The organism is Lysinibacillus sp. 38-6, from assembly GCF_046245175.1.
Classification (GTDB): Bacteria; Bacillota; Bacilli; order Bacillales_A; family Planococcaceae; genus Lysinibacillus.
This window is the reverse complement of sequence record NZ_CP176417.1, coordinates 1,555,583-1,577,617: the sequence shown is the minus strand read 5'-3', so window position 1 is coordinate 1,577,617 and position 22,035 is coordinate 1,555,583. Positions and strand designations below refer to the sequence as shown.

The 22,035-nt window shown below is 39.1% G+C and carries 31 protein-coding genes; 28 read left to right on the top strand and 3 right to left on the bottom strand.

Going from position 1 to position 22,035, the window contains the following annotated elements; all coding sequences use genetic code 11:
* Positions 1-17: 17 nt before the first annotated feature.
* A complete protein-coding gene (locus ACKVEV_RS08230; protein WP_409369915.1) occupies positions 18-953 on the bottom strand; it encodes a DUF1385 domain-containing protein in 936 nt (311 codons plus the stop codon).
* Between the two features lie 203 nt (positions 954-1,156).
* Between ACKVEV_RS08230 and ACKVEV_RS08225 the strand changes: the two genes are divergently transcribed.
* The 14 genes from ACKVEV_RS08225 to ACKVEV_RS08160 all read left to right on the top strand — a co-directional run bounded on the left by ACKVEV_RS08225 (position 1,157) and on the right by ACKVEV_RS08160 (position 12,175).
* Complete coding sequence (locus ACKVEV_RS08225; RefSeq protein ID WP_409369914.1) at positions 1,157-1,582, top strand: hypothetical protein; 426 nt, start codon at positions 1,157-1,159, stop codon at positions 1,580-1,582.
* A gap of 62 nt (positions 1,583-1,644) precedes the next feature.
* Positions 1,645-2,079 (top strand): type II 3-dehydroquinate dehydratase, encoded by a 435-nt coding sequence (gene aroQ / locus ACKVEV_RS08220; protein WP_409369913.1) that lies wholly within the window; start codon positions 1,645-1,647, stop codon positions 2,077-2,079.
* Positions 2,080-2,081: 2 nt separating this feature from the next.
* Positions 2,082-3,143, top strand: coding sequence for a M24 family metallopeptidase (locus tag ACKVEV_RS08215; RefSeq protein WP_409369912.1), 1,062 nt, complete (start codon positions 2,082-2,084; stop codon positions 3,141-3,143).
* Positions 3,144-3,160: 17 nt separating this feature from the next.
* The gene (gene efp / locus ACKVEV_RS08210; RefSeq protein WP_409369911.1) at positions 3,161-3,718 is read left to right on the top strand and encodes an elongation factor P; all 558 of its coding nucleotides are present in this window, start codon (positions 3,161-3,163) and stop codon (positions 3,716-3,718) included.
* A gap of 139 nt (positions 3,719-3,857) precedes the next feature.
* On the top strand, positions 3,858-4,859 hold the full coding sequence (locus ACKVEV_RS08205; protein ID WP_409369910.1) for an NAD(P)H-dependent flavin oxidoreductase: 1,002 nt from the start codon (positions 3,858-3,860) through the stop codon (positions 4,857-4,859).
* Positions 4,860-4,963: 104 nt separating this feature from the next.
* Entirely contained in the window at positions 4,964-5,173 is a 210-nt protein-coding gene (locus ACKVEV_RS08200) for a hypothetical protein (RefSeq protein WP_008179863.1), read from the top strand.
* A 4-nt stretch (positions 5,174-5,177) separates the two neighbouring features.
* A complete protein-coding gene (locus tag ACKVEV_RS08195) occupies positions 5,178-5,555 on the top strand; it encodes a hypothetical protein (RefSeq protein ID WP_409369909.1) in 378 nt (125 codons plus the stop codon).
* Positions 5,556-5,567: 12 nt separating this feature from the next.
* Positions 5,568-6,479, top strand: a complete 912-nt coding sequence (locus ACKVEV_RS08190) for a stage III sporulation protein AE (protein ID WP_409369908.1) — start codon at positions 5,568-5,570, stop codon at positions 6,477-6,479.
* A gap of 207 nt (positions 6,480-6,686) precedes the next feature.
* Entirely contained in the window at positions 6,687-7,106 is a 420-nt protein-coding gene (locus ACKVEV_RS08185) for a hypothetical protein (protein WP_409369907.1), read from the top strand.
* Positions 7,107-7,664, top strand: a complete 558-nt coding sequence (locus ACKVEV_RS08180) for a SpoIIIAH-like family protein (protein ID WP_409369906.1) — start codon at positions 7,107-7,109, stop codon at positions 7,662-7,664.
* Positions 7,665-7,864: 200 nt separating this feature from the next.
* Entirely contained in the window at positions 7,865-8,362 is a 498-nt protein-coding gene (gene accB, locus ACKVEV_RS08175) for an acetyl-CoA carboxylase biotin carboxyl carrier protein (protein ID WP_409369905.1), read from the top strand.
* A 13-nt stretch (positions 8,363-8,375) separates the two neighbouring features.
* On the top strand, positions 8,376-9,734 hold the full coding sequence (gene accC, locus ACKVEV_RS08170) for an acetyl-CoA carboxylase biotin carboxylase subunit (protein ID WP_409369904.1): 1,359 nt from the start codon (positions 8,376-8,378) through the stop codon (positions 9,732-9,734).
* A gap of 164 nt (positions 9,735-9,898) precedes the next feature.
* Positions 9,899-10,939 (top strand): tyrosine-type recombinase/integrase, encoded by a 1,041-nt coding sequence (locus ACKVEV_RS08165; protein WP_409369903.1) that lies wholly within the window; start codon positions 9,899-9,901, stop codon positions 10,937-10,939.
* 699 nt (positions 10,940-11,638) lie between these two features.
* On the top strand, positions 11,639-12,175 hold the full coding sequence (locus ACKVEV_RS08160) for a lecithin retinol acyltransferase family protein (protein ID WP_409369902.1): 537 nt from the start codon (positions 11,639-11,641) through the stop codon (positions 12,173-12,175).
* A gap of 205 nt (positions 12,176-12,380) precedes the next feature.
* Here the strand turns inward: ACKVEV_RS08160 and ACKVEV_RS08155 are convergent, their stop codons facing one another.
* Complete coding sequence (locus tag ACKVEV_RS08155; protein ID WP_409369901.1) at positions 12,381-12,746, bottom strand: hypothetical protein; 366 nt, start codon at positions 12,744-12,746, stop codon at positions 12,381-12,383.
* Positions 12,747-12,939: 193 nt separating this feature from the next.
* On the bottom strand, positions 12,940-13,164 hold the full coding sequence (locus ACKVEV_RS08150) for a helix-turn-helix domain-containing protein (protein WP_409369900.1): 225 nt from the start codon (positions 13,162-13,164) through the stop codon (positions 12,940-12,942).
* A 178-nt stretch (positions 13,165-13,342) separates the two neighbouring features.
* On the opposite strand from ACKVEV_RS08150, the gene ACKVEV_RS08145 reads away from it, so the two are divergent.
* The 14 genes from ACKVEV_RS08145 to ACKVEV_RS08080 all read left to right on the top strand — a co-directional run bounded on the left by ACKVEV_RS08145 (position 13,343) and on the right by ACKVEV_RS08080 (position 22,014).
* The gene (locus ACKVEV_RS08145; RefSeq protein WP_409369899.1) at positions 13,343-13,591 is read left to right on the top strand and encodes a hypothetical protein; all 249 of its coding nucleotides are present in this window, start codon (positions 13,343-13,345) and stop codon (positions 13,589-13,591) included.
* A gap of 1,031 nt (positions 13,592-14,622) precedes the next feature.
* Positions 14,623-15,018, top strand: coding sequence for a hypothetical protein (locus ACKVEV_RS08140; protein WP_409369898.1), 396 nt, complete (start codon positions 14,623-14,625; stop codon positions 15,016-15,018).
* The gene (locus ACKVEV_RS08135) at positions 15,015-15,182 is read left to right on the top strand and encodes a hypothetical protein (RefSeq protein WP_409369897.1); all 168 of its coding nucleotides are present in this window, start codon (positions 15,015-15,017) and stop codon (positions 15,180-15,182) included. Before ACKVEV_RS08140 ends, ACKVEV_RS08135 begins: the two co-directional genes overlap by 4 nt.
* 43 nt (positions 15,183-15,225) lie before the next feature.
* A complete protein-coding gene (locus tag ACKVEV_RS08130) occupies positions 15,226-15,678 on the top strand; it encodes a hypothetical protein (protein WP_409369896.1) in 453 nt (150 codons plus the stop codon).
* 354 nt (positions 15,679-16,032) lie between these two features.
* The gene (locus ACKVEV_RS08125; protein ID WP_409369895.1) at positions 16,033-16,989 is read left to right on the top strand and encodes a hypothetical protein; all 957 of its coding nucleotides are present in this window, start codon (positions 16,033-16,035) and stop codon (positions 16,987-16,989) included.
* A 57-nt stretch (positions 16,990-17,046) separates the two neighbouring features.
* Positions 17,047-17,289, top strand: a complete 243-nt coding sequence (locus ACKVEV_RS08120; RefSeq protein WP_172771628.1) for a helix-turn-helix transcriptional regulator — start codon at positions 17,047-17,049, stop codon at positions 17,287-17,289.
* A gap of 36 nt (positions 17,290-17,325) precedes the next feature.
* Positions 17,326-17,880: an HNH endonuclease gene (locus ACKVEV_RS08115; RefSeq protein WP_409369894.1), complete on the top strand. Its 555-nt coding sequence runs from the start codon at positions 17,326-17,328 to the stop codon at positions 17,878-17,880.
* Positions 17,870-18,022: a hypothetical protein gene (locus ACKVEV_RS08110; protein ID WP_409369893.1), complete on the top strand. Its 153-nt coding sequence runs from the start codon at positions 17,870-17,872 to the stop codon at positions 18,020-18,022. The genes ACKVEV_RS08115 and ACKVEV_RS08110 overlap by 11 nt, the downstream gene beginning before the upstream one ends.
* Complete coding sequence (locus ACKVEV_RS08105; RefSeq protein ID WP_409369892.1) at positions 18,022-18,195, top strand: hypothetical protein; 174 nt, start codon at positions 18,022-18,024, stop codon at positions 18,193-18,195. The genes ACKVEV_RS08110 and ACKVEV_RS08105 overlap by 1 nt, the downstream gene beginning before the upstream one ends.
* A 2-nt stretch (positions 18,196-18,197) precedes the next feature.
* Positions 18,198-18,944, top strand: a complete 747-nt coding sequence (locus ACKVEV_RS08100) for a hypothetical protein (protein ID WP_409369891.1) — start codon at positions 18,198-18,200, stop codon at positions 18,942-18,944.
* Between the two features lie 49 nt (positions 18,945-18,993).
* Positions 18,994-19,302 (top strand): hypothetical protein, encoded by a 309-nt coding sequence (locus tag ACKVEV_RS08095; protein ID WP_409369890.1) that lies wholly within the window; start codon positions 18,994-18,996, stop codon positions 19,300-19,302.
* Between the two features lie 41 nt (positions 19,303-19,343).
* A complete protein-coding gene (locus ACKVEV_RS08090) occupies positions 19,344-19,679 on the top strand; it encodes a hypothetical protein (protein WP_409369889.1) in 336 nt (111 codons plus the stop codon).
* A complete protein-coding gene (locus ACKVEV_RS08085; RefSeq protein ID WP_409369888.1) occupies positions 19,679-21,667 on the top strand; it encodes a hypothetical protein in 1,989 nt (662 codons plus the stop codon). Before ACKVEV_RS08090 ends, ACKVEV_RS08085 begins: the two co-directional genes overlap by 1 nt.
* Entirely contained in the window at positions 21,667-22,014 is a 348-nt protein-coding gene (locus tag ACKVEV_RS08080; RefSeq protein ID WP_409369887.1) for a DUF2577 family protein, read from the top strand. The genes ACKVEV_RS08085 and ACKVEV_RS08080 overlap by 1 nt, the downstream gene beginning before the upstream one ends.
* Positions 22,015-22,035 lie beyond the last annotated feature (21 nt).

The window sequence follows — 22,035 nt, the reverse complement described above, 5'->3', positions numbered from 1 at the left end:
AAAATCGTTGCTGCCTATTAGTCGTGATTTAACGTTGCAGCAATTTCAGGTTGCTGTTCTACTTGACGTAACATATTGAAAGAGGCAATCGCTACTTCCACTTGTTCATCCAATGGCTCTCTAGTTGTTAGCAATTGCAGCCATAAACCTGGATAGCCAAGGTAGCGTAACACAGGAATGTTACGGCACGCATTTGTTGCCTGTAATACTTCAAAGGATACACCTAGTACAACTGGAATTAATAAAATACGGTCTACAATTCGTAACCATAGCGGATCTGTTGGTACAAAGAAATATAAAAACATGCCAACGAAAACTGTGAATAACATAAAGCTACTACCGCAACGATAATGTAAACGGGATTGGGCTTGGACATTTTTCACATTTATCTCCATACCGGCTTCATAGCAATTAATTACTTTATGTTCAGCGCCATGATATTGGAACACACGTTTAATTAGCGGTGTTAAAGAAATAAAATATAAGTAGGTAAGAAGTAAAAGAAGCTTAATGCCACTTTCTAGTAGCACTTGTCCTACTTTGCCATCAATCCATTTCGAAAAGAAATCAGCAATAAACACTGGAATTAATGTAAAGGCAAATTTTCCAAATAGGAAGGAAAGAATGCCGACAACGGCTACACCTAAAATCATTTGCAATTTCGAACCGCTTTCTTCTACATGTTCAGCTTCTTCGCCTGGCGTCACGTCATAGCGATCTCCTGAGAATTGCATATGACGGGAACCTAAACCTGCTGATTCAATTAGTGCAACAACCCCACGGACGAATGGAATTTTTTTCAGCTTTTGCAGGATTGGTTTTTGAACTTTTTTAAAATGATAGTAATCAATGGAATCATCATTACGGCGAATGGCAGTAATTGTATGTTCCTTTCCTCCGAACATCACACCTTCTAATTGTGCTTGTCCCCCGTATACAGGTGAATTGCTCAAGGCTAACACCACTCTCTTTATATATTTCAACTGTATTATTGTACTAAATTTAGCGAAAAACCTCTAGAGGAACGCATAGTAAATTTTCTAAATGGTTACACTAATCGTGTTATTTTGGTTTTTATGGAAGCATGTCATCGTTGCATCAGAATGATAACAAAGCAAAGCGCGAATGCAAGCTCGTCAAATTAGGAGGAATTTAGATGAAAACAGGATTAATTACAGCAGCCGTTTATGCCATCGTTTTAGCCTTATGTTTGAAAGGACTTCATTTCTTTCATTTAATTTCTTGGAATCCAATCGGCTTTTATAAAAAATGGGAATTGTTCGAGGATAGCTCCAAATTATTTCATTGGAGTTTTCTTACATTGGCGTTATTTGTCGTTGGTTTCTTTTTATATATGACTTTACGCTATACGCATATTATACCTGCGGTGTTAACTTCTTTATTGCTTGGGCTTATTATTACGATTACATTAGAGTGGTTCGTTTTGGATTTACCTTTACAATCGAAATCTTTCAAAAAATTATCTATCCCTTTTATTGTTGTCGTTATTTGCCTACTACGCTTTTTACTTGAAACAGCTAATTTTCATCAAAAAGAGCATACAGCACAAAAAGGAAATTAGTTGCTGTATGCTTTTGGTATGATAAAATAATAAGCAAGTACATAGAAAGAGGCGAATACTGCGTGAAGTTATTATGTTTGAATGGACCAAACTTAAATCGATTAGGAAAGCGTGAGCCCCATATTTACGGTCATGAAACACTGGACGATGTAAAAAAGAATGTTCAAAATCTTGCGGCTTCTCTAGGTGCTACCGTCGAGTTTCGTCAATCGAACCATGAAGGCGTTCTTGTGGATTGGGTACATGAAGCAGAAGACGAAAAGTATGATGGTATTATTTTTAATCCAGGTGCCTATACCCATACAAGCATAGCATTACATGATGCCATTGCAGGGATTGCCGTACCCGTAATCGAAGTACATATTTCCAATATCCACAAACGTGAGGCTTTCCGCCATCATTCTTATCTTGCACCGGCATGCCTTGGTCAAATTAGTGGACTTGGTACGAAAGGCTATGAACTGGCACTACGCACTTTTATTGAGAGGGAGAAATAACTATGTTGAAATTACAAAAGCTTCGTCAAACACTGCAAGAGCAAAACATCGATGGCATTTTAATTACGAACGATTACAATCGTCGCTATATGACAGGATTTACTGGAACAGCTGGTGTTGCGATTGTGTCACAACAAGATGCTGTTTTCATTACTGACTTCCGCTATACAGAGCAAGCAGCCGCACAAATTACAGATTTTACAATTGTTCAGCACGAGGCGACACTTTTAGAAGAAATTGCGACACAAGTGAAAGCAATGGGTATTAAATCATTGGGATTTGAGAAAGATACTGTAAGCTTTGACACATATGAGTTATATAAAAGTGTCATTCCAGCTGATTTAGTGCCCGTTTCTGGATTAATTGAAAAAATTCGCTTGATTAAGACTGAACAAGAGATTAATATTATTAAGGTTGCGTGTGAAATTGCCGATCACGCATTTACACATATTTTAGACTTCATCAAGCCAGGTAAAACAGAGCTTGAGGTTTCGAATGAATTAGAATTTTTCATGCGACAACAAGGAGCAACGCAGTCCTCATTTGATACAATTGTAGCGTCAGGTCTTCGCTCAGCACTTCCACATGGTGTTGCAACGAATAAAGTTATTGAAAAAGGCGACTTTGTCACACTTGATTTTGGTGCACTTTACAATGGCTATATTTCGGATATAACACGTACGGTGGCAGTAGGTGAGCCATCTGAAAAATTAGTGGAGATGTACAATACAGTACTTGCCTCTCAACTTTTAGCACTTGAAAAAGTTGGTCCTGGCTTAACAGGTATTCAGGCAGATGCAATTGCCCGCGACTATTTAACAGAAAAAGGCTATGGTGAGGCATTTGGTCATTCATTAGGACATGGTATTGGTCTCGAAGTTCATGAAGGTCCTGGTTTATCGAAGCGTTCTGCGACGGTATTAGAGCCAGGTATGGCCGTTACGATTGAACCAGGTGTTTATGTACCTGGAGTTGGTGGTGTACGTATCGAGGACGATATTTTAATCACTGAGTCCGGTAATGAACTGCTAACGCATTCGACTAAAGAACTCATCATCTTATAAACAATGGAGGAACAAAAATGATTTCAGTAAACGATTTTCGTACAGGTCTAACAATTATTGTTGATGGCCAATTATATCGCGTGTTAGATTTCCAACACGTTAAACCAGGTAAAGGTGCAGCATTCGTTCGTTCTAAATTACGTAACTTACGTAATGGTTCTGTCAATGAAAAAACTTTCCGTGCTGGTGAAAAAGTAGAAAAAGCACAAATCGATAACCGTAAAATGCAATATTTATATGCACAAGGTGATGAGCATGTATTTATGGATTTAGAATCATATGAGCAAACTGAACTAGCATCAGCTGCTATTGAATATGAATTAAAATTCTTAAAAGAAAACATGGAAGTACACATTCAATCTTACCAAGGCGAAATGCTAGGTGTTGAATTACCAAACACAGTTGAATTAGAAGTTACGGAAACAGAACCAGGTATTAAAGGTGATACAGCTTCAGGCGGTACAAAACCTGCTACACTTGAAACAGGCCTTATTGTGCAAGTTCCTTTCTTCGTAAACCAAGGTGATGTGTTAGTGATCAACACTTCAGAAGCTTCTTACGTGTCACGCGCATAAGCATCTTTATAAACCTACTCTTTTATAGGGTAGGTTTTTTCTTTTTTATTACATAAATTGTAAAAGTGCAAAAAATGTGAAAATGAAGGAGGTATTATCGAGAAATAACGTTTACAATAAAAGTAAGGAGGGGAATAGAATGATTCAACAATTAAAGATGCAATATCCAATTATTCAAGCACCAATGGCTGGGGTAACGACACCGAAATTTGTAGCTGCCTGCGCAGAAATCGGCATTTTAGGATCGATTGGGGCGGGCTATTTAGATGGTGAGCAAACAAGACGCTTTATTCAGGAAGTAAAAAGTTTAACGCACAAGCCATTTGCCGTAAATTTATTTGTGCAGGAAGAGCCGCGGATTGATGTAGATGTTCTACAAAAAGCACGGATGGCGCTTCAGCCTTATTACGATGAGCTAGGACTTTCCCCTGTGCAAAGTGTGATGTCAAACGAAGTTTTTGAGGGGCAATTACAGGCAGTCCTGGATGAGCAAGTAGCAGTTTGCTCGTTTACATTTGGCATCCCTTCAGCAGACGTGATTCAACGTTTAAAAGACAAGAATGTGTATGTTATTGGAACAGCTACCACATTGGATGAAGCCATTCAAATTGAGCAATCTGGCATGGATGCTGTCGTTTTACAAGGTGGCGAGGCTGGTGGTCATCGTGGATCCTTTACCAATCCGATGCAATTAATAGCTCGAGAAAACTTGTTACAGCAAGTGGCAGGCAAAATTTCGCTACCGATTATTGCAGCTGGCGGAATCGTCTCAAGTGAAGATGTGAAGCGTGCACTGGCAGGAGGTGCACAGGCAGTACAAGTTGGCACAGCTTTATTAGTTGCAGATGAATGTGAAATTTCACCGCTATACAAAAATGCGATATTACAATCGAAAGCACATCAGACAACGATTACCTATGCTTTTACTGGCAAAGCGGCCCGTGGCATCGCTAATCGTTTTACAGAACAGATGAAGGATGCTGTTGTAGCACCTTACCCACTGCAACATCATTTAACGTCTACGATTCGCAAAGAAAGCGCAGCGCAAGGAAATCCACAATATTTATCGATGTGGATGGGTGAAAATTGTCATCTCGTGCAACCGGGCACAGTGAAAAGCATCATAGAAAAATTAGTTTAGTATGGGTGCCAGTCACTCAAACAATTCAGAATTGTTTGAGTGACTGGCACTGTTCTTTTTTTTTGGCGTGCGACATATATTGCTGTACACGAGGGGGCGTATGAATGGAATTACAGGACGTATTAAGAGTCGCTGGAGTGGGACTAGTAGTAGCGCTTCTTCATGTTTTTTTTGATCAAACAGGGAAGAAAGAATTTTCATTTTTCTTATTTTTCATTGCCTACTTATATATGACAGCAGAATTACTCCGATTTTTACGTCTATTTTTCACTGAAATCTTAACATTCTTCCAGTGGTTGACCTCATCTGGGTAAGTAAATGGAAATTGTTATTGTCGCTGTTGTCATGCTGCTTTTATTGTTGCTTTTAAAAGAAGTCATACAGCCACTCCACGCGCTCATTAGTGTGATGTTTGCATTTTTGTTGTTCGGTTTGTTGTTCTCGACACTCTTATTGCCATTCGTTAAACAATTAATGGATCTGCTCACATTTTTGCCCTATGCAAAAGCGATTGTCATGAGTGCTAGCCTTTTTTACGTAGGGCAATGGGTGTCTATGTTACTTGTGGAGCATAGTTATAAAGTGCTTGGCAGTATCGTTTTCGATGCGGTGAAAATTGTGATTTTGATGTATTGGTTTAAAGAATTTTTGGTTGTCTTACAGGGGGTGTCGGCTATTTTACAAAGGTTAAACTAAGGGGCGAAGCCAGTGCAGGAGCAACTACTCTCGTTTTTCATCGATCCATTTTTTCTCTTGCTCAAGATGACGCTCATATTGTGTGGCTATGTCATCATTATTTTAATTGTCAATATGCTTTTACCAGGGTTTGAAAAAGGGACAAGGATACTTTTCTTTCTTATTGTATTAGCCACAATTGGCCCTGTAGTCGTTAAATCATTTCAACTCATTGATGAAATTGCACAGGGGCTGTCCCATATTTTCACGGCATTTTATCCGATTCTGACTTCTAGCTTTTTGTTGTCCAGCAGTATAACAGCCGTTGCTTCTTGGCAGCCTTTTCTGCTTTTTTTTGTACAAGTCTTAACGATTGTCAGTAGTAAATGGCTTATTCCTGGTGTGCTGTTGGCGATTGTCTTTGATGTCAGCAGTGTCATCGTCAAAGAAATATCTTTTACGCGAATTGCAGAATTGATTCGTTTTACCATTATGAGTATTGTTTCGGCATCTGTTATTTGCTACATCATTTTAATGTCGGCAAGCGGTGTTGCAGCATTTAGTGTCAATAAGGCAGTAGCAGAGCCAGTGAAAAAATTGATTGAAGAAAATATTCCTGTAGTCGGTTCCTTTATCGTTGATAGTTTTTCGATGTTTCAGCATATGACACAATTTTCTTCTTCGATTAGTAGCATCAGTGCCTTTATCGCTGTTATTACGGTAGCATTTATTCCAACTGTCCAACTCGTTGTCAGTGCCTATTCTTTGAAACTATTAGCCGCTATTTTAGAGCCGATTGCTTTTGATGATATTTGTAGATTGCTTGACCATGTTAGTAAATCTCTATTTACGTTATGTGCAGTATCATTTTTAATTGCTTTTTCATTTATGTTTTCTTGTTTTTTCCTGATCGTTTTCGTGCAAGTGATGGCTGGGGGGAGATAGATTGATTCTTTTATTGGCATTGCTCTTTATTTGTCAAATATTCGTGTTTCTAACGGATGACCAACAAATCATATCACTTACAAAACTAGTGATTACATTAGTATTTTTGCAATTGCTATTAAAGATTCCATTTATCAATTCATAGGAAGAAACAAGCGTACATACACTTGAAAAAGAGAAGATGAAAGGAGGCAATGTACAAGTGATGTGGAAAAGGCACAAAAAAAAACAACGTCATTTATCGTCTTAATGTTGATTGCTGCCTCCGTGGGAATTTTCATCGTGTTTCCTATGTATCAAACGAATTCAACAAATGAAAAAGTAACACCGAATACGAATGAAGAAAAACTTGAGCAAACGCTTAAGGCGATGCAAGGTGTTGGGGAGGTAAAAGTCTATTTTTATTATGGAGAGATGACAGATGCTAAAGATGAAAATAAACTACTTAGCCAGTATTTTCGAGGGACTGACCAAAGTACAAAAGACGTATCAGGAATGCTAATTGTTTCAGAAGGTGCATCAGATATATTTGTAAAAAATGAAATACGTGCTGTCGTCAGTCAAGTGATGCAATTACCTATTCATCGAATTATTATCGTTCCAATGGAAAATAAGGAGGAAAAGTAAATGCGCGTACGTAGAAGAACAGTTTGGTTTATGACATTATTAAGTCTTGTAGCAGTTATTTCAGTTTATTATTTGGTAGATCCTGCAAAACAATTTAATGGCTTAACGATTTTTACAGATGATACATTACAACAAACAGCAATTACTGGTGTTACAGATCAGGAGGCTACAAAAAAAGATGCAACACAAGAAGTATTATCGCCTAGTCATTTATTTGAAGAAATGCGTATGCAAGTAAATGATGAAAGAAGCCAACTACGTGAACAACTAACACAAAAAATTGGTTCAGAAGAATATACAGCTGAAGAAAAAAATGAGGCTTATAATGAAATAGACGGTTTAATTAAACAGGAATCAGCGGAAGCAATGCTAGAAATGCTGATTAAGTCTCTAGGCTACTCGGATGCTTTTGTTAGAGCAGAAGGCGAAAAAGTTTCTGTTACAGTGATGGCAGAAGAACTATCAAAATCGCAAGCAAATGAGATTATTTACTTGGTGAAAACGGAGTGGGAAGGCGCAAATGACGTACAAGTAAAATTCAGTGCGAATAACTATTAAAAAATAAAGAAAAAAAGGAATATTTAGTTTATTAATCAATTATTGTTATATATCAGCGTTATGAAAAGGCTTTCGCTAAGGAAACGAAAGCCTTTTATTATGTTTATATTTACTTAATTTGCATTTAAGTGTTTCATATTGGGTCAAAAAAATATAGAATAGTGATTGTAGTAGATTTTATTTCATAAGGAGAGTTAGAAATGTTCAAAATTCAAGAAATTCGTGAAATTATCAAATTAGTTGATTCTTCTTCAATCGACGAGTTCGTTTATGAAGTAGATGGCGCAAAAGTTAAATTAAAAAAGAATAATGTTGTTGTTACTGAAACTGTAGCACCTAAAAAAGTAGAAACAGCCCCTGTTGTACAACAATCTGCACCAGCACAAGCAGCACCAGTTGCAGCTCCAGCTAAAGTTGAAGAAGCACCAGCAGCAGCCCCTGCAAGTAACGACCCATCGTTACATAAAATTGTATCACCAATGGTAGGTACATTCTATGCTGCTCCAAACCCAGATTCACCAGCTTACGTAAAAGTGGGCGATAAAGTAGGCGACGAAACAATCGTTTGTATCGTAGAAGCAATGAAGCTTTTCAACGAAATCGAAGCAGAAGTTAAAGGTGAAATCGTTGAAGTACTTGTTAAAGATGGAGATTTAGTAGAATACGGTCAACCATTATTCCTTGTAAAAGCTGAGTAAGGAGTGCAAAACCATGAAAAAAGTTTTAATTGCAAACCGCGGCGAAATCGCTGTTCGTATTATTCGTGCCTGTAAAGAGTTAGGCATCAAATCGGTTGCCGTATATTCTGAAGCTGACGCAGATGCATTACATGTGAAGTTAGCTGACGAAGCATATTGCATCGGTCCGAAGCTATCAAAAGATTCTTATCTAAGCTTCCCTGCATTATTAAGCGTAGCAGAAAAAACAGGAGCAGACGGTATCCACCCAGGGTACGGTTTCGTTTCTGAAAATGCTGATTTCGCTGAAGCATGTGAAAATGCGGGCATTAAATTCATTGGTCCTTCATCTGATTCCATTAAAATTATGGGGATTAAAGACGTTGCTCGTACAACAATGGAAGCAGCAGGTGTCCCACTTGTTCCGGGTACTGGAATTGTACCAGATATCGAAACAGGTAAAGAATGGGCTGCAAAAATCGGTTACCCAGTAATCATTAAAGCAACTGCTGGTGGGGGCGGTAAAGGTATCCGTGTCGCTCGTACAGAAGAAGACCTTGTAAAAGGTATTGATATTACGCAAAAAGAGGCTGCTGCAGCATTCGGTAACCCTGGCGTATATTTAGAAAAATTTATCGAGTACTTCCGTCACTGTGAAATCCAAGTATTAGCCGATGGTTACGGTAATGTTGTCCATTTAGGAGAACGTGACTGTACAGTGCAACGACGTATGCAGAAATTAGTAGAGGAAGCGCCATCACCTGCACTAACGCCTGAACGTCGTGCAGAAATGGGTGCAGCAGCGGTTAAAGCAGCAGAAGCATGTAACTATGAAGGTGCTGGTACGATCGAGTTCATCTATGACTATCAAGAGGACAAGTTCTACTTTATGGAAATGAACACGCGTATCCAAGTAGAACACCCAGTGACTGAAATGATTTCTGGTGTGGATCTTGTACAACAACAGTTAAAAATTGCTTCAGGTGAGAAACTGCCTTTCACACAAGATGATATTAAATTAAATGGTTGGGCTATTGAATGCCGTATTAACGCAGAAAACGCATACAAAAACTTTATGCCATCAGCTGGTACGGTAGACACGTATATCACACCTGGTGGTTATGGTGTACGTATCGATTCTGCAGTTTATGCAGGTTATACAATCCCGCCTTACTACGATTCAATGGTAGCGAAACTAATCGTTCATGCTGATACGCGTGAAGAGGCCATTGCGAAAATGAATCGTGCACTTGGTGAATTCGAAGTAGCTGGTCCTGGTATCAACACAACGATTCCATTCCACCAAGCGTTAATGAACAATGACGTTTTCAAATCTGCGCAATTTAACACGAAATTCTTGGAAGAGAACGATGTTTTAGGCGTTGGAAAGTAGACGTAGCTTGATTTACCGCTATTCTAACCGTTCATTGATCGGTGAATGTTGCGGAATCAATTTACCGATATTTATTTGACGGTGGAATAGAATTAAGAATAAAACAAAACGGAATATCGTATATGTTTTACCCTCTAACGAATAATTGTTAGGGGGTTTTTTGCGTGGCTAGAAAAGGTCAACGTTCTGGCGTTTTCGATTTAGAGTATTCACCGCCTATTAAATTGGTCAAGGAATCGCAAGAATACACAGAGTCATTAGGACAAGCTAAACCACGGATTATGATTGACGTTAATGCAACAAATCAAACAAATAATCGCATTAGCGCGCGTACAGCATTCTTAATTGTTAAAGAACAGATGCGCCTTGCGAATATTAGGCAACAGACAATTAAAGAGTACGAATATGTTTATAATCGGCTATTAAAAACGATGCAAATTAACTATTTAGACGAGCTAACACTCGAAAGTTTATACGGATTTTTGGACGCTTTAGGTGACGTTAAGGATATAACAAAACAAAGTAAATTGCGGGTCCTTAAAGCTGTATTGAATCGCTTTTATGATAACGGGTGGTTGAATCGGAATTTCTGGAGAGAAGTAAAAATTAAAGTGGACAACAAAATTAAGCCGCCAGCAAACGAAAATAATTTAGCAATTCTATTGTCGTTATTAGACATGTCAAATTTTATTCATTTCCGCGATGCAGTCGCAGTTTTAACAATTTATAAGTGCGGTTTACGTATGAGTACGTTAGTTCAATTAGAAGAAAAGCATATCGACTTTAATAATCGGATTTTAGTTATACAAGGAGACATTATGAAAGGTCGCGAAGCTGTGAAGTTACCTTTTGATGATGAATTAGATACGTTCTTTAAACGATTGATTAAGCAAAACGATATAATTCGCAAACATTACCGTAAACAAAACGAATATTTATTTGTTAGTAAATTCGGGGATCGTATTTTTTCGGATAATACGCCTAACGCAATTACGAAGAGACTCTCTTACTATGCGAAACGATTCGGGTTAGAGCAAATAAATCCACACGCCATCAGACGATTGTATGCCGTCAATCTATTAAAGAAGGGCGCAAATGTCGCTTTAATCAGCAAAGCATTGTCGCATAAGTCACTTGCCACAACAACCGTTTATCTCGGATTAACTACCGACGAGGTTGCGAATAACTTACGGGATTATTTGTAAACAGAAAAAAGCCGCTAGTGTTGACGCACTAACGACTTCTAACTTAATATCTACGCTAAAAATTGCCTGGCAGCAATAGCGTTTCTTAGGGTTCATTATATCGAAATTTTTTCGATGGTGCAACTTCTATTAAGTGCATCCTTTTTTAGCAGTAGCGACGAGGTAGCCCACTAATTCGTCGTTAATCTAACCTGGTCAGAGCCGTCCGTCTCAACGCAAACTACGGAATATATCGCAGGTCAAGCCGTTTCCTGTTACGGTTGCGACGAATAGGTGAGCGCCACCATTAAGGGCGCGGCATGGTTTATCGGCTAGTTACGGCTAGGGTAAGCATGTACAAGCGGACAAACAGCGTACAAATACGCTCAATTAAGGACTACCGCACGTCTAGGACGATAATTAGACGCGTACATACGGATAGAAATATCCCAATCTAACAGGAGCATACGAGAAACCTCGGACGTCACCATGACGCTGAAATATGCGGTTGTTACTTATTGTTGCTATTTACGTATTTCTGCGTGTCTAGCGATAATAGGTAACCACTTTGCGCCGATTTCCTGGAGCGAGCAGCCATTCTGCTGAAAATGGGTGCGGTTGTCAAATGATATTATATAAAAAATATGATATAATTTAGATGAATTGGAAATGGGATTTAAAAAAGGATTGAATTAGTCGATTAGGAATGTGGGATGCAGCATGGTAAATCGTTTGTTGTTTATGATAAACCCGGGATATGCCATTGGTAGAGCAATAACGAAACCGATAGAAAGAAAAATTACTCGTGCTATCGAGGATGGAATAGAAGTTGTAAATCCGAGGGCGGCGTATAAAATAAGAAGATTTAATGAAACAGTTGAGAATTTAGAAGTTACCCTCAACAACGCCATTGACGCAACATCTACAATCAATATTGCCAATCGAATGATTTTTAGTTCGGATGATTTTGGATTGGGCGATCATTTATTTGTGCAAAGGATCGGATACACACATCACGCAATTTACATAGGTAGGGGCGAAATCATCCATTACTTAAACGACAAGGGTGTGATTAAAATGTCCTTAAGCGAGTTTGCAGCCGGCGCTAATATTCACACTAAATTCAGCCCTAAAACTTACTTAAGTGATGAAGTTGTCTGTAGAGCATATAGTCGTTTGGGTGAAAATAATTACAATCTTGCGTTTAACAACTGTGAAAACTTTGCTAGATGGTGCCGTAACGGTCGTAAATACTAATATAAGTACAACACAGGCTTTGGTGATAATATGAGTGCGATAGTAAAATAGAAGAAAGACGATAGCCCTTATTGGCCGTCGTCTTTTTTGTCGTCCACTATCTCGATTGGCTCACCAATATCACAATTCAAAGCGTAAAATTTCGGAAAAAGCTAATAGCCTGTCGTTGCTATATAGCTTATGTTGAGCATACTGCGTTTTAGAACTAACTTTTAATACTTTTTAAAAAGTCACGAATCTCAACGGCATGAGCTGCTAGTAAATATCCACAACAACAAGCGATTAATAATTCTATAGCTTTACTTCGGTGGCCGAGCATCCAAGAAGCGCCAGCAAACACGATCACCAATACAACGCCTTGATCGAACAGTGTCATAACTGTATCGTAAATTTTAAAGAATGTGCTTCTTCCGTCATTCGCATACGCAATTCCTGGCGTCAGTAATAAAGGGACCGTTAAATAGGTAATTTTATTAAAACTTTTTCGAGGTTTTATTTCTGGCACAATTTCCTTTGGCTTACGGACTACTAACGGACTAAAACTTTCTTTCAATTCCCAAGCAATTTCCACAGTTGCACCTCCGAATATTTTTTGCGAATACGGGTTAAAGTAATAAAAAATATAGCGAGGTGTTTTAGATGCTATTTGTGGTTGGAATGGGTCTTGGTGTTGGGGCATATGTAGTGCTACATCACGTAATTCCATCGTTATTTAATTAATAATTGAAAGAGATTGAACACAGGTAAAGACAACCTGTGTTTTTTTATTTCTCATACACAAAAATATCCTTTATATCGTAAGTGCGTGTCTTATCTAATTCATTCATTGCGTCTAGGATTTTATTTAATGTTTCAAAAGTGATTCCTTTGGATTTTTCATTTACTATTTCATGAAGTGTTGCTGGTCTGATTCCGGCTTTAACTGCGATTGCATTGCGTGTTAATGTAGTGTTTTCTAATGTCTCTTTTAGTGTAATTTCTATTGTCATAATATCACTCCTCGCTCGTAGTATAGCATGTTTGAAAACATTTTAAAACTTTTCCCGTATTACGCTTGACGTATCATATGCGAGGTGTTATATTTATATTACGGATAAGGTAATACTTTTTAAGTAATAAAAACAAATATTACTTAGTGATGAATTTACAAAACGGGAGGTTTTACAGATGAATCAAAAGATTGAGCACGTACTATTGGATGTTGACTACTCGGTGACAATGGTAACAACGCAATTAATGGATGGAGTGCAGCTAATTGTCTGCGAAGAAGAATGCGAAGCAACGCTTATGATAAATGACGCAGATATAAACCTCAAATATACAGAGGAATTGGCGTCTATTCTTGCCAACTTGAACGACTACACAGCGGAGCATCTACTTATGGTCCTAGCACAAGTTGATCGTTTAGCTTCGTAATAAGGTATTTGAAATCTGCAGACGTTAAGGCACGTCTTATTTTCCACCACTTAGCATGATTGGCGCATGACTAACATTACGGTGAAGGCGACTTGAAACGTGATTAGACGGATTTCTGACACGTTTACATACATCATGAGCGTTTGCTGACGTTCGAGAATATACAACATAGTTGCGAATTGGCGACGGGCGATTGAGGGAGAAGAAAAACCGAACGTTTTGGCGGACGTTCATCACACTAGGTTGACGCGTATTAAATAGATGAATAACGGTCTTTGTTGCTGCATGGACCTATGAGGCTAGAGGCGGTTGCAGACGTTTCTAGCCTTTTGTTTTCCTTCGTAAACAGCGCTCACAGACGTTTTAATATGAAAGGTGACGTATTTATCATCGAAGGAAAAAAGACTCTGAAATGAACGGAATTAGATGCGAGTATTGTACGCTATTAGTTCGTAGGTATTTCGACTTATTTTACTTAAAAGTGTTAAGAAAACAAAATCTTACTCCGCACTATTTTGTATGGGAGGTCGCAAAATGCAAGTAATCGACTATCGCACAACCAAATTCGTAATGATACCGCAATTTGAAATGAATTTACGCGAAAGTGTGCGAAACTCATTTTTCTGTATATAAGTTTAGTAGGAGACGATACGTTGAAATTTTATTTTTAACAAAGTGCGCCAAATGGAAATTCTATGTATAGGTCAGTAGGAATAAGTTTTTCGGAAAGTGTTAACGGAATGGTAATTTACAGAAAAGTATATAGTAAGTAAAAAGTTTTTCAGAAATTTTTTTCGAAAAGCTGTCCCAAAACACAACGTTTTAGTGTGCTGGATATAGTAGAACGAAAATTTTATGAAAAGTGATATCAAATCGGATGTTTTAGTCTGCTATGTAAAGTAGGGAAGTATTTTTATGAAAAGCGAAATCAAATTCTGTTTTGAGCGGGCACTACATAGTAGGAGGCAATTCCGTCGAACATCGACGTTTATATACCAAATAAAAACTAATTAACTAAGGGAGAGATTTTTATGTCACAAACATTAAACCGCGTGTTCAATGAGGAGAAAGAAAGTTACCTATATTACAACGAAGCTTTATTAAGCAACAATGTAATTATCGAACAATCTACATTTGAAACTGACGAAGGTTTTCAAACGATGATCGACGTGCTTCATTATAACGATATGGATGCTGTTCAATACACGTTTTATTGGGACAGTCCATTATCAGCGATTCAAGTTTATCGAATAGTTAAGGATGTTCATGCGTTATACATCGAAAATACGCTAAGTGATTTCTTGCAATTGATGAACGAAATGAGTGTGGTGTCATTAAGCGCGATGGCTCAAACAAACGACGAAAATAAAGCGGAAATCAAGGAGAGAATTACTAGTTTATTCGAAGTAGTGGAGGTACACGCATGAAAACGAAAGCTATTCGATCACTCCGGCTTGCCAACGAGCTTGCCGCAAGTGGTCATCGCATATTAAAGATTGAGCCAAGTCGAGAGTCACCGGATTACCAGGTATTCATATTCGAAGATACACCGACTTTACAAGCGTTACTAACACACGCACGTAGACGGTGATTGTCCGCAGCCAAACTATTACACAGCTAAAGGAGACGATATTATGACGGAAAAGAAATCCGAACAAAAGGCGTTACCATATGGTGAGGCATACACAGGCAGTTGGGCGGCTATGCCTAACGAATTTATGCTGTTTTATATGCTTCATCCTAAATTTAACGCAAATACAGCTCTTGTTCATACGTTTTTAGTGAAGAATTATCGTACGGACAAGAAATATAGTTACCCAACGTTAGATGAAATAGAGTTGACGCTGAATATCAGTCGTGGGGCGGTAGATGCTGCGCTTGATACGTTGCTGGAAATTGGTCTAATTAACAAGGAAAAGCATCCGTACTTCGGAAATAATACGTACACCTTCAACGAGCCGATTCACTCTATGGATGAATTTTTTGAGAAGTTTCCCGAAGCGAAGGCGCGATATGACCGTCAACTTGATCGGAGAAGGAGATTAGCTGCGCGTCGTGATGCGTTTAAGTGGCAACCTGCTAACTAGTAGTTCATTCATTAGACTACCCTAATACCATTGAATAGACTACTCACTGTATATCTATTAGACGTTATAAAGACTTACAGTATAGACCTACAGTAAAGACTTAAACTATTCCGGAGCATTCACTAACGTTCATGCTCCTATTTGCTGACGCAAATATAAGCAATAACAATAATACTAATATATCGGTATAAAAGAGATAACGGTAATAAAGATACGTATATATCTATCGGAATATATAAACGAGAATACTAGAGTATTCATGCGGATATATTATCGCTAATACCAAACGGTATATATTCCATATATTTAACGATGGTATTAAACGGAGATATAAAAAGAAAGGGGCACCAGCCAATGACGAAAGCAGTCGCAGCTAAGCTAAGTAAAGTGGGTCGAGCGTTAATTGAAATCGCAAAAGCCGAAGGAATAACGATAACATATGAAAACGTTTATCCCGGCTCGATATTCACACATAAAATACTTACAGCGTACCATCACGTTAAGTCTAGCGAAGATATTCCAAAATCTAAAAGTCCGTCGATACTTGAGCGATTTGCCAACGTGGATGATGTACGGCTAAAAACTGCGAAGGTTACAACGCTTGAAGGAATGGCGAGAGAGTTCGGTAAACTAGCGGAGCATCTTGAACGTAAGAGCATCCGAGCGAATCCGCCTGTAAACGATAAGGCTTACGTTGAACGATCCGAATTTACAATTACGGATTTATACAACGATTTAATGTCGCAGATTGAATGGTCGCTACTTCGATATATGGCGTTAGTTAGTACGTTTGGATTTGATGCGTTGCCGTTCTATTCTACCGTCTTAGATTACTCATATTACGTCCAGGAGCGTAAGAAGTTTCATAGGTGCAAGTACATGTTTTGTCTGAATATGTTCGCTATCGAAGAAGATAATGTCCGTGACGCTAAATCAAAGCGAATTGACAGCCGGTTCTGCTGCGGTGCATGCCGTAAAGCCTCACACGATGCGAAGAAACGATTTATTAAAACCGGTTCGTACTTACCAGTCGAGTATTATTCACCACTTTACAACGAGTCAATAGATGATCGTTATAGACTTCAAGAAGAAACACAGCCAGGATATGTAATCGAATCGGAGATAATGAAGAAGAAACCGATGTTTAAAGCACAGTTAAAAAACGAGGATTACAAGCATGGGAAAATGGTCAAATATAAAACGTTGGCCGAAGCCAAACAAGCCCAAATAATTGCAGAAAAAGTTGATAAAATAGCCATTTATCGCGATATTATCCGTCGGACAAACCCCTATATTAGTGAAGGGCAATAGCCCGCATTTATTTTTAGGGTGCTAGTAAGCAAATGATAGCAAAAGGAGGGAATCGACATGACAGGTGAGCAGTTACGAGATTTACGATTAGCTTTATCTATGTCACAGAGAAAGTTTGCTGAATTGGTAGGTGTAGGCGATACCACTATCGCAAGAATCGAGAATGGAACGCAAGAAATGAGTTTGATGACACGTGCGAAAATTGTTCGAAAAATTCAGCTTGATGAAGGTTTATTTATTTTTGCTGACAAATCTCGAAAATTAAATGAATTTATCCATAATTACACAATATCACGTTAATAGTCAAAAGTAAAGCATTTTGGGAGATGAAAACTAATGATTAATGAAATGATGCGTAAATGTAGAATTTGCAAAGAAACTAAGCCCTTAACCGAATTTACTCGCCAGGCAACTGCGCCACAAGGACGACAGGCTCGGTGTAAATCATGTCGCAGCAAAGCCCAATACGAAAGTGGTGATTACTTACGCGAGCGCATCCGAAAACATGAGTATCGCCATAACGGGGCTAATCACTATACTGACGTGACTATCCAAGAAGTATTAAACGCTACAAATTGCGCTTATTGTGACGTAGAAATGACGCGAGGCAAATGTGAATCGTCAGAAGCAACAGTCGATCATGTTTATCTAGGACATAATATCGATGCTAATGTAGTTGTTTGCTGTCGTAGCTGCAACGCATCAAAAGGACGCCTGCACGTTTATGATTTCTATCAATCTAGCGAACAATTTACAGACGAGTTGTGGCATGCATTCGTAAGTAAATTTGCTAGTCGTTTCTTAAAACGAGAGCCAAATGAACAAGAAATCGAAGCCTGGAAACAAGGCTTTAAAGAAGAAAGCGAGGAGAGAAAACAATATGGAACGTAAAAAGTACACATCGAATTATCGAGGCGAAGGTAAGAGAGCGAAGCCTAAACGTGTTAAGAAACAGTTTAACAAGAATGGTATTCGAATAATCGGGGAACGACCATCGCGTCCAAAATTTATCAACGGTGAGGTGTTCTATTAATGCAGATTTACTATAGTAACGATAACGGAGAACATTGCGTTTACGTCGACGAAGGTGAGAGACAGCATCGGATATTCTTGCCGGAAGATGTGGCTACGCTAGATGCTCGATATTTTGTGCAATCAGAGGCTGCTAATTACGTGATTCAACAACTATTAAAAATGGGGGAATAAAAATGAAAAAAACAAACATCGAAAAATTAACGGAATTACGTGAAAAGGCTTATGAGTTATCAAAAACAAATCCTACTAAAATTGCGCTAGAGTTCAAGACTTCGTACCTCGAAGATTTACGACGTTTGAAAGAGAGTGAGGATTATCGCGAATCAATTACGCAGGGACGAATTAAACGTGAGGACAAGCTACGTGAAAAATACAGTAAGCAATTGTTCGAACTACTAGCTGAACAAAAGGCGGAATATGCGGAGATATACAAAGAAGCTACTAAGTTAGCTAAGACGTTGCAAACGACGCCACACGCAAAGCCTAGCGATGATTTAACCATTAAATTATTCGAGCAAGAATTACAATCGCTCCAGACGTCGACAATGTTAGGAGCGAACGCAACTCGTAGTATCGAGGCAATTGATGCGTTTATCGGTAAATATGGCGATGATCCTTATTTCGCGTCAATCATTAAAGATAATTTCGTTCAGTTATCGCAAAACGTCCTTTCAATAGAGGCAACTATGCAGAATCGTCAAGCATTATCGAGGGTACTGGAGCGTGTAGAACAGAAGGCAACTAGCGAAGAGCAAGCCATAGCTGCGGAAACATTAGCGGCATTTGGAGACGGGAATCCAACATTCTTTATTCCAGGATTAGCGCAACATAATGCAATCTCTACTATTATCGGTAAGCGCCACGCGGAATTTTTAGATAAGCCAACGGAATGGTTAGAGGAACAAGAACAAGCGGAATAAAAACCGTTTGCTTTTTCTTTAACTAAAAAACGAATGGAGACGATTAATTATGCTCAAAACTTACTACCGAGAAGATGGAACGCCTTTTATCAAAGGAGATTCACACCTAAAAGAAAAGCTACCCGAAGGCTACGACGCTTCGAAAATTGATATTTCAGACATTCGAGTGGATGCGCACAATTTAGCGATATTATTCGATAAGGCAAACTACGCAGGAGTTTACTACGTTGAGCGCTACTTTGCATTAAAAGACGCATTCGAGCGACAACAAGCGCTAATTGTAAAGGAAAACGCAAAACCTAAAGAACGGCATGAGCCAGCAATTACAATTGCAAGTATCCGAGGCATAACGCATTAAGCGTCGTGTCTTTTTATTTAAAAACGGAAGGAGTTAACGATATGAAACTAGCACAACAACGTCAAGTGGTAACGCAAGTATTAGCTGATAACAAAGTAATACAAGACGCTGCCATGTTTGCAGTTGAAGTAGAAAAAAGGCACGGAAAAGTACCGCAGTTTATCGTAGAAAAAGCAGAAGCCTTAAAAGTACCACTTCTAGCTATTGCGATGAGTGGACGATTACAAGCTGACCATGCTCGTAAACGATTAGAAGCATTGAACGCAGCAATCGACTATGTAAACGGCGATATGGACGCTCGAAAACGATATTTGAAAGCACATAAGCAAGCAGACCGTTTAGCTTACTTAGTTGCAAAAGGAGTTGAGCGAGGCTAATGGTTGTCAATTTAACCGCTGTGTTTCGTATGCAAGACCGTGGTTCTGATCAGCTTAGGCGTATTTCGCAGATGACTAGCCGCCTGAGTAGTGTAATGCGAGATACTACAACAGCAGTGAACAGCACGCAACAAGCGATTAGTCAAGTCACTCGGACGACAACAACAGCTGCAAGCGCTATAACTCAAACGCAAGAAGCGACAAGTCGTGCGGGAGCTGTTTTTAGAAGTGTGAACGGTAGTATTCATCAATATACGCAGAGTACGAGAAATGCAAGTAGCGCATCAACTAGTCTAAACGGAAACTTAAATGGTGTGCGAAACACCTTAATCGGTTTAGTTGGCGCATATGCCAGCGTACAGACCGCTCAAAGCCTGTTTAAAGCGACAATTGGCGAGGCTATGAAGTTTGAGCAGTCCCGAGCTATCATAAAATCGGTCTTTCAAGATGACGGTGCTTCTAAGCAATACATGGAAATGGTCGATAAGTTTGCGATTGACAGTCCGCTATTAAATAGCGGAGACATGTTCGGAAGTTCAAAGGGACTACTTATGCTAACTAAAAGTATGCCTCAACTTGAAAGTGCGTGGTCGATTGTTGAGCGACTTATTGCGAGTGATCCTACAAAGTCGATAGATGACGCTGTGAGGGGTATGCGTGAGCTTGCCTCGGGCGATATAGTCTCGCTAAAGGAAGTATTCAACTTAGATAAGAACATCCTAAACGATGTTAAAGGCGGTTCATTTGAGGAGCAATTAGCGGGTCTTGATAAGGCATTAACGCAGATGAACATAACGCAAAAGACAATCGAAGCAATGGGTAGTACGAGTCTAGGATTGTGGTCGCAAATTGGCGAGCGAGCCGGTAAGTTCTTCCGTATCATGGGTGGTGAAGGTAACGAAGTTTTAGGCGCTAAAATGAAGGAAGTAGTCGACAAGTTAGATAGCTTAAACCTTGATGACATCGCTATAGATTTAGGCGCAAAACTTGCGGACGGATTTCAAAAGGGTGTAGATGCGATTAATTTCGTTAAGACAAATATGGACGATTTTAAAGCTACGATAGGCTTTGTCAAAGAAGCTGTCATCGGACTAGGTACTGCGATTATTGCGCATAAAGCGATTGTTGGAGCAATGACGATTTACTCTACGATAACAACGTTGATGACTGCTTATAGGGCAGGTACGTTATTAACGACTGCAGCGACACTAGGCTTTAATGCAGCTTTATGGGCTAATCCAGTAACGTGGGTTGTGGGTGCTATCGCGGGCTTAGTTGGAATTGGCGTACTTTTATACAGAAATTGGGACGTTGTGACAGCTAAGACCAAGGAAGTATGGTCAGCTATTGGCGGTTTGCAAGGTGCAGTATCGCTAGTTCTCGGTCCTATAGGCTTCCTAATTACGGCGGGTATTGATTTAGCGAAAAACTGGGATTCAACTAAATCCGTTTGGACCAACGTTTGGAGCGCGATTCAAAGATCGGCGGCTTCGTCAGTGAACGCTGTTATCGGACTAATAAATGAAATGATTGCTACTATAAATAAAATCCCAGGCGTTAATATTCCGATTGTGGCGAAAGTCAATTGGGGTGCAACTACGGAGATGCTTGCAGCAAAAGCGACTAGCAACCGTGGCATGATTCCGGGGCACTATCATGGACTAAATAACGTGCCATACGATAATTATTTATCCTATTTACACAAAGGAGAAATGGTATTACCTCGTTTTGAGGCGGAAGCATATCGACGAAAATCGGGGGTTGATGGTGTTTCCTATAACGAAATATCCACGGTTACGTACAAAACTACGACTAACAATCATAGCACATCAAATAACGCAGGTGGCCAAGGATTTAATGAGCCTCGCGTTGTTAATATTAATCCTACGATTAATATGCCAGGTATGGTTGTTCGTGAGGATGCGGATATTACACGAATTGCTGACCAATTAGTAGCTAAACTCTTGGAGAAACGAGGTGTAGTTTAATGAGAGGTACATTCGCGCCGAAATACAGCGGTGAAGGTGGACCGTTTACTAAGTTACGAGAGGCTATTCAAGTATTAGGGTACAATGTCGGCGGTCGTATGCACGGAGCAATAGTAACTAGCGATTATCCAAACTTGAGCATTCGTTTAGACGTAGATACTATTGATACGCCAAACGTATTCCTCACATGTAATCCACAATTAATACCTCATACAGAAACGGTTAATATTAATGGACAAGAGGCTACGATTGAGTATCCTAATCGTTTAGTAAAGGGTGCTCGGGTATTGGTTTTCGAGGCAGAGCATCAGCAGGATTTATATGTATTAGCGTTATCAGATAAATAAAACAACGAGGCAGGCGCATTA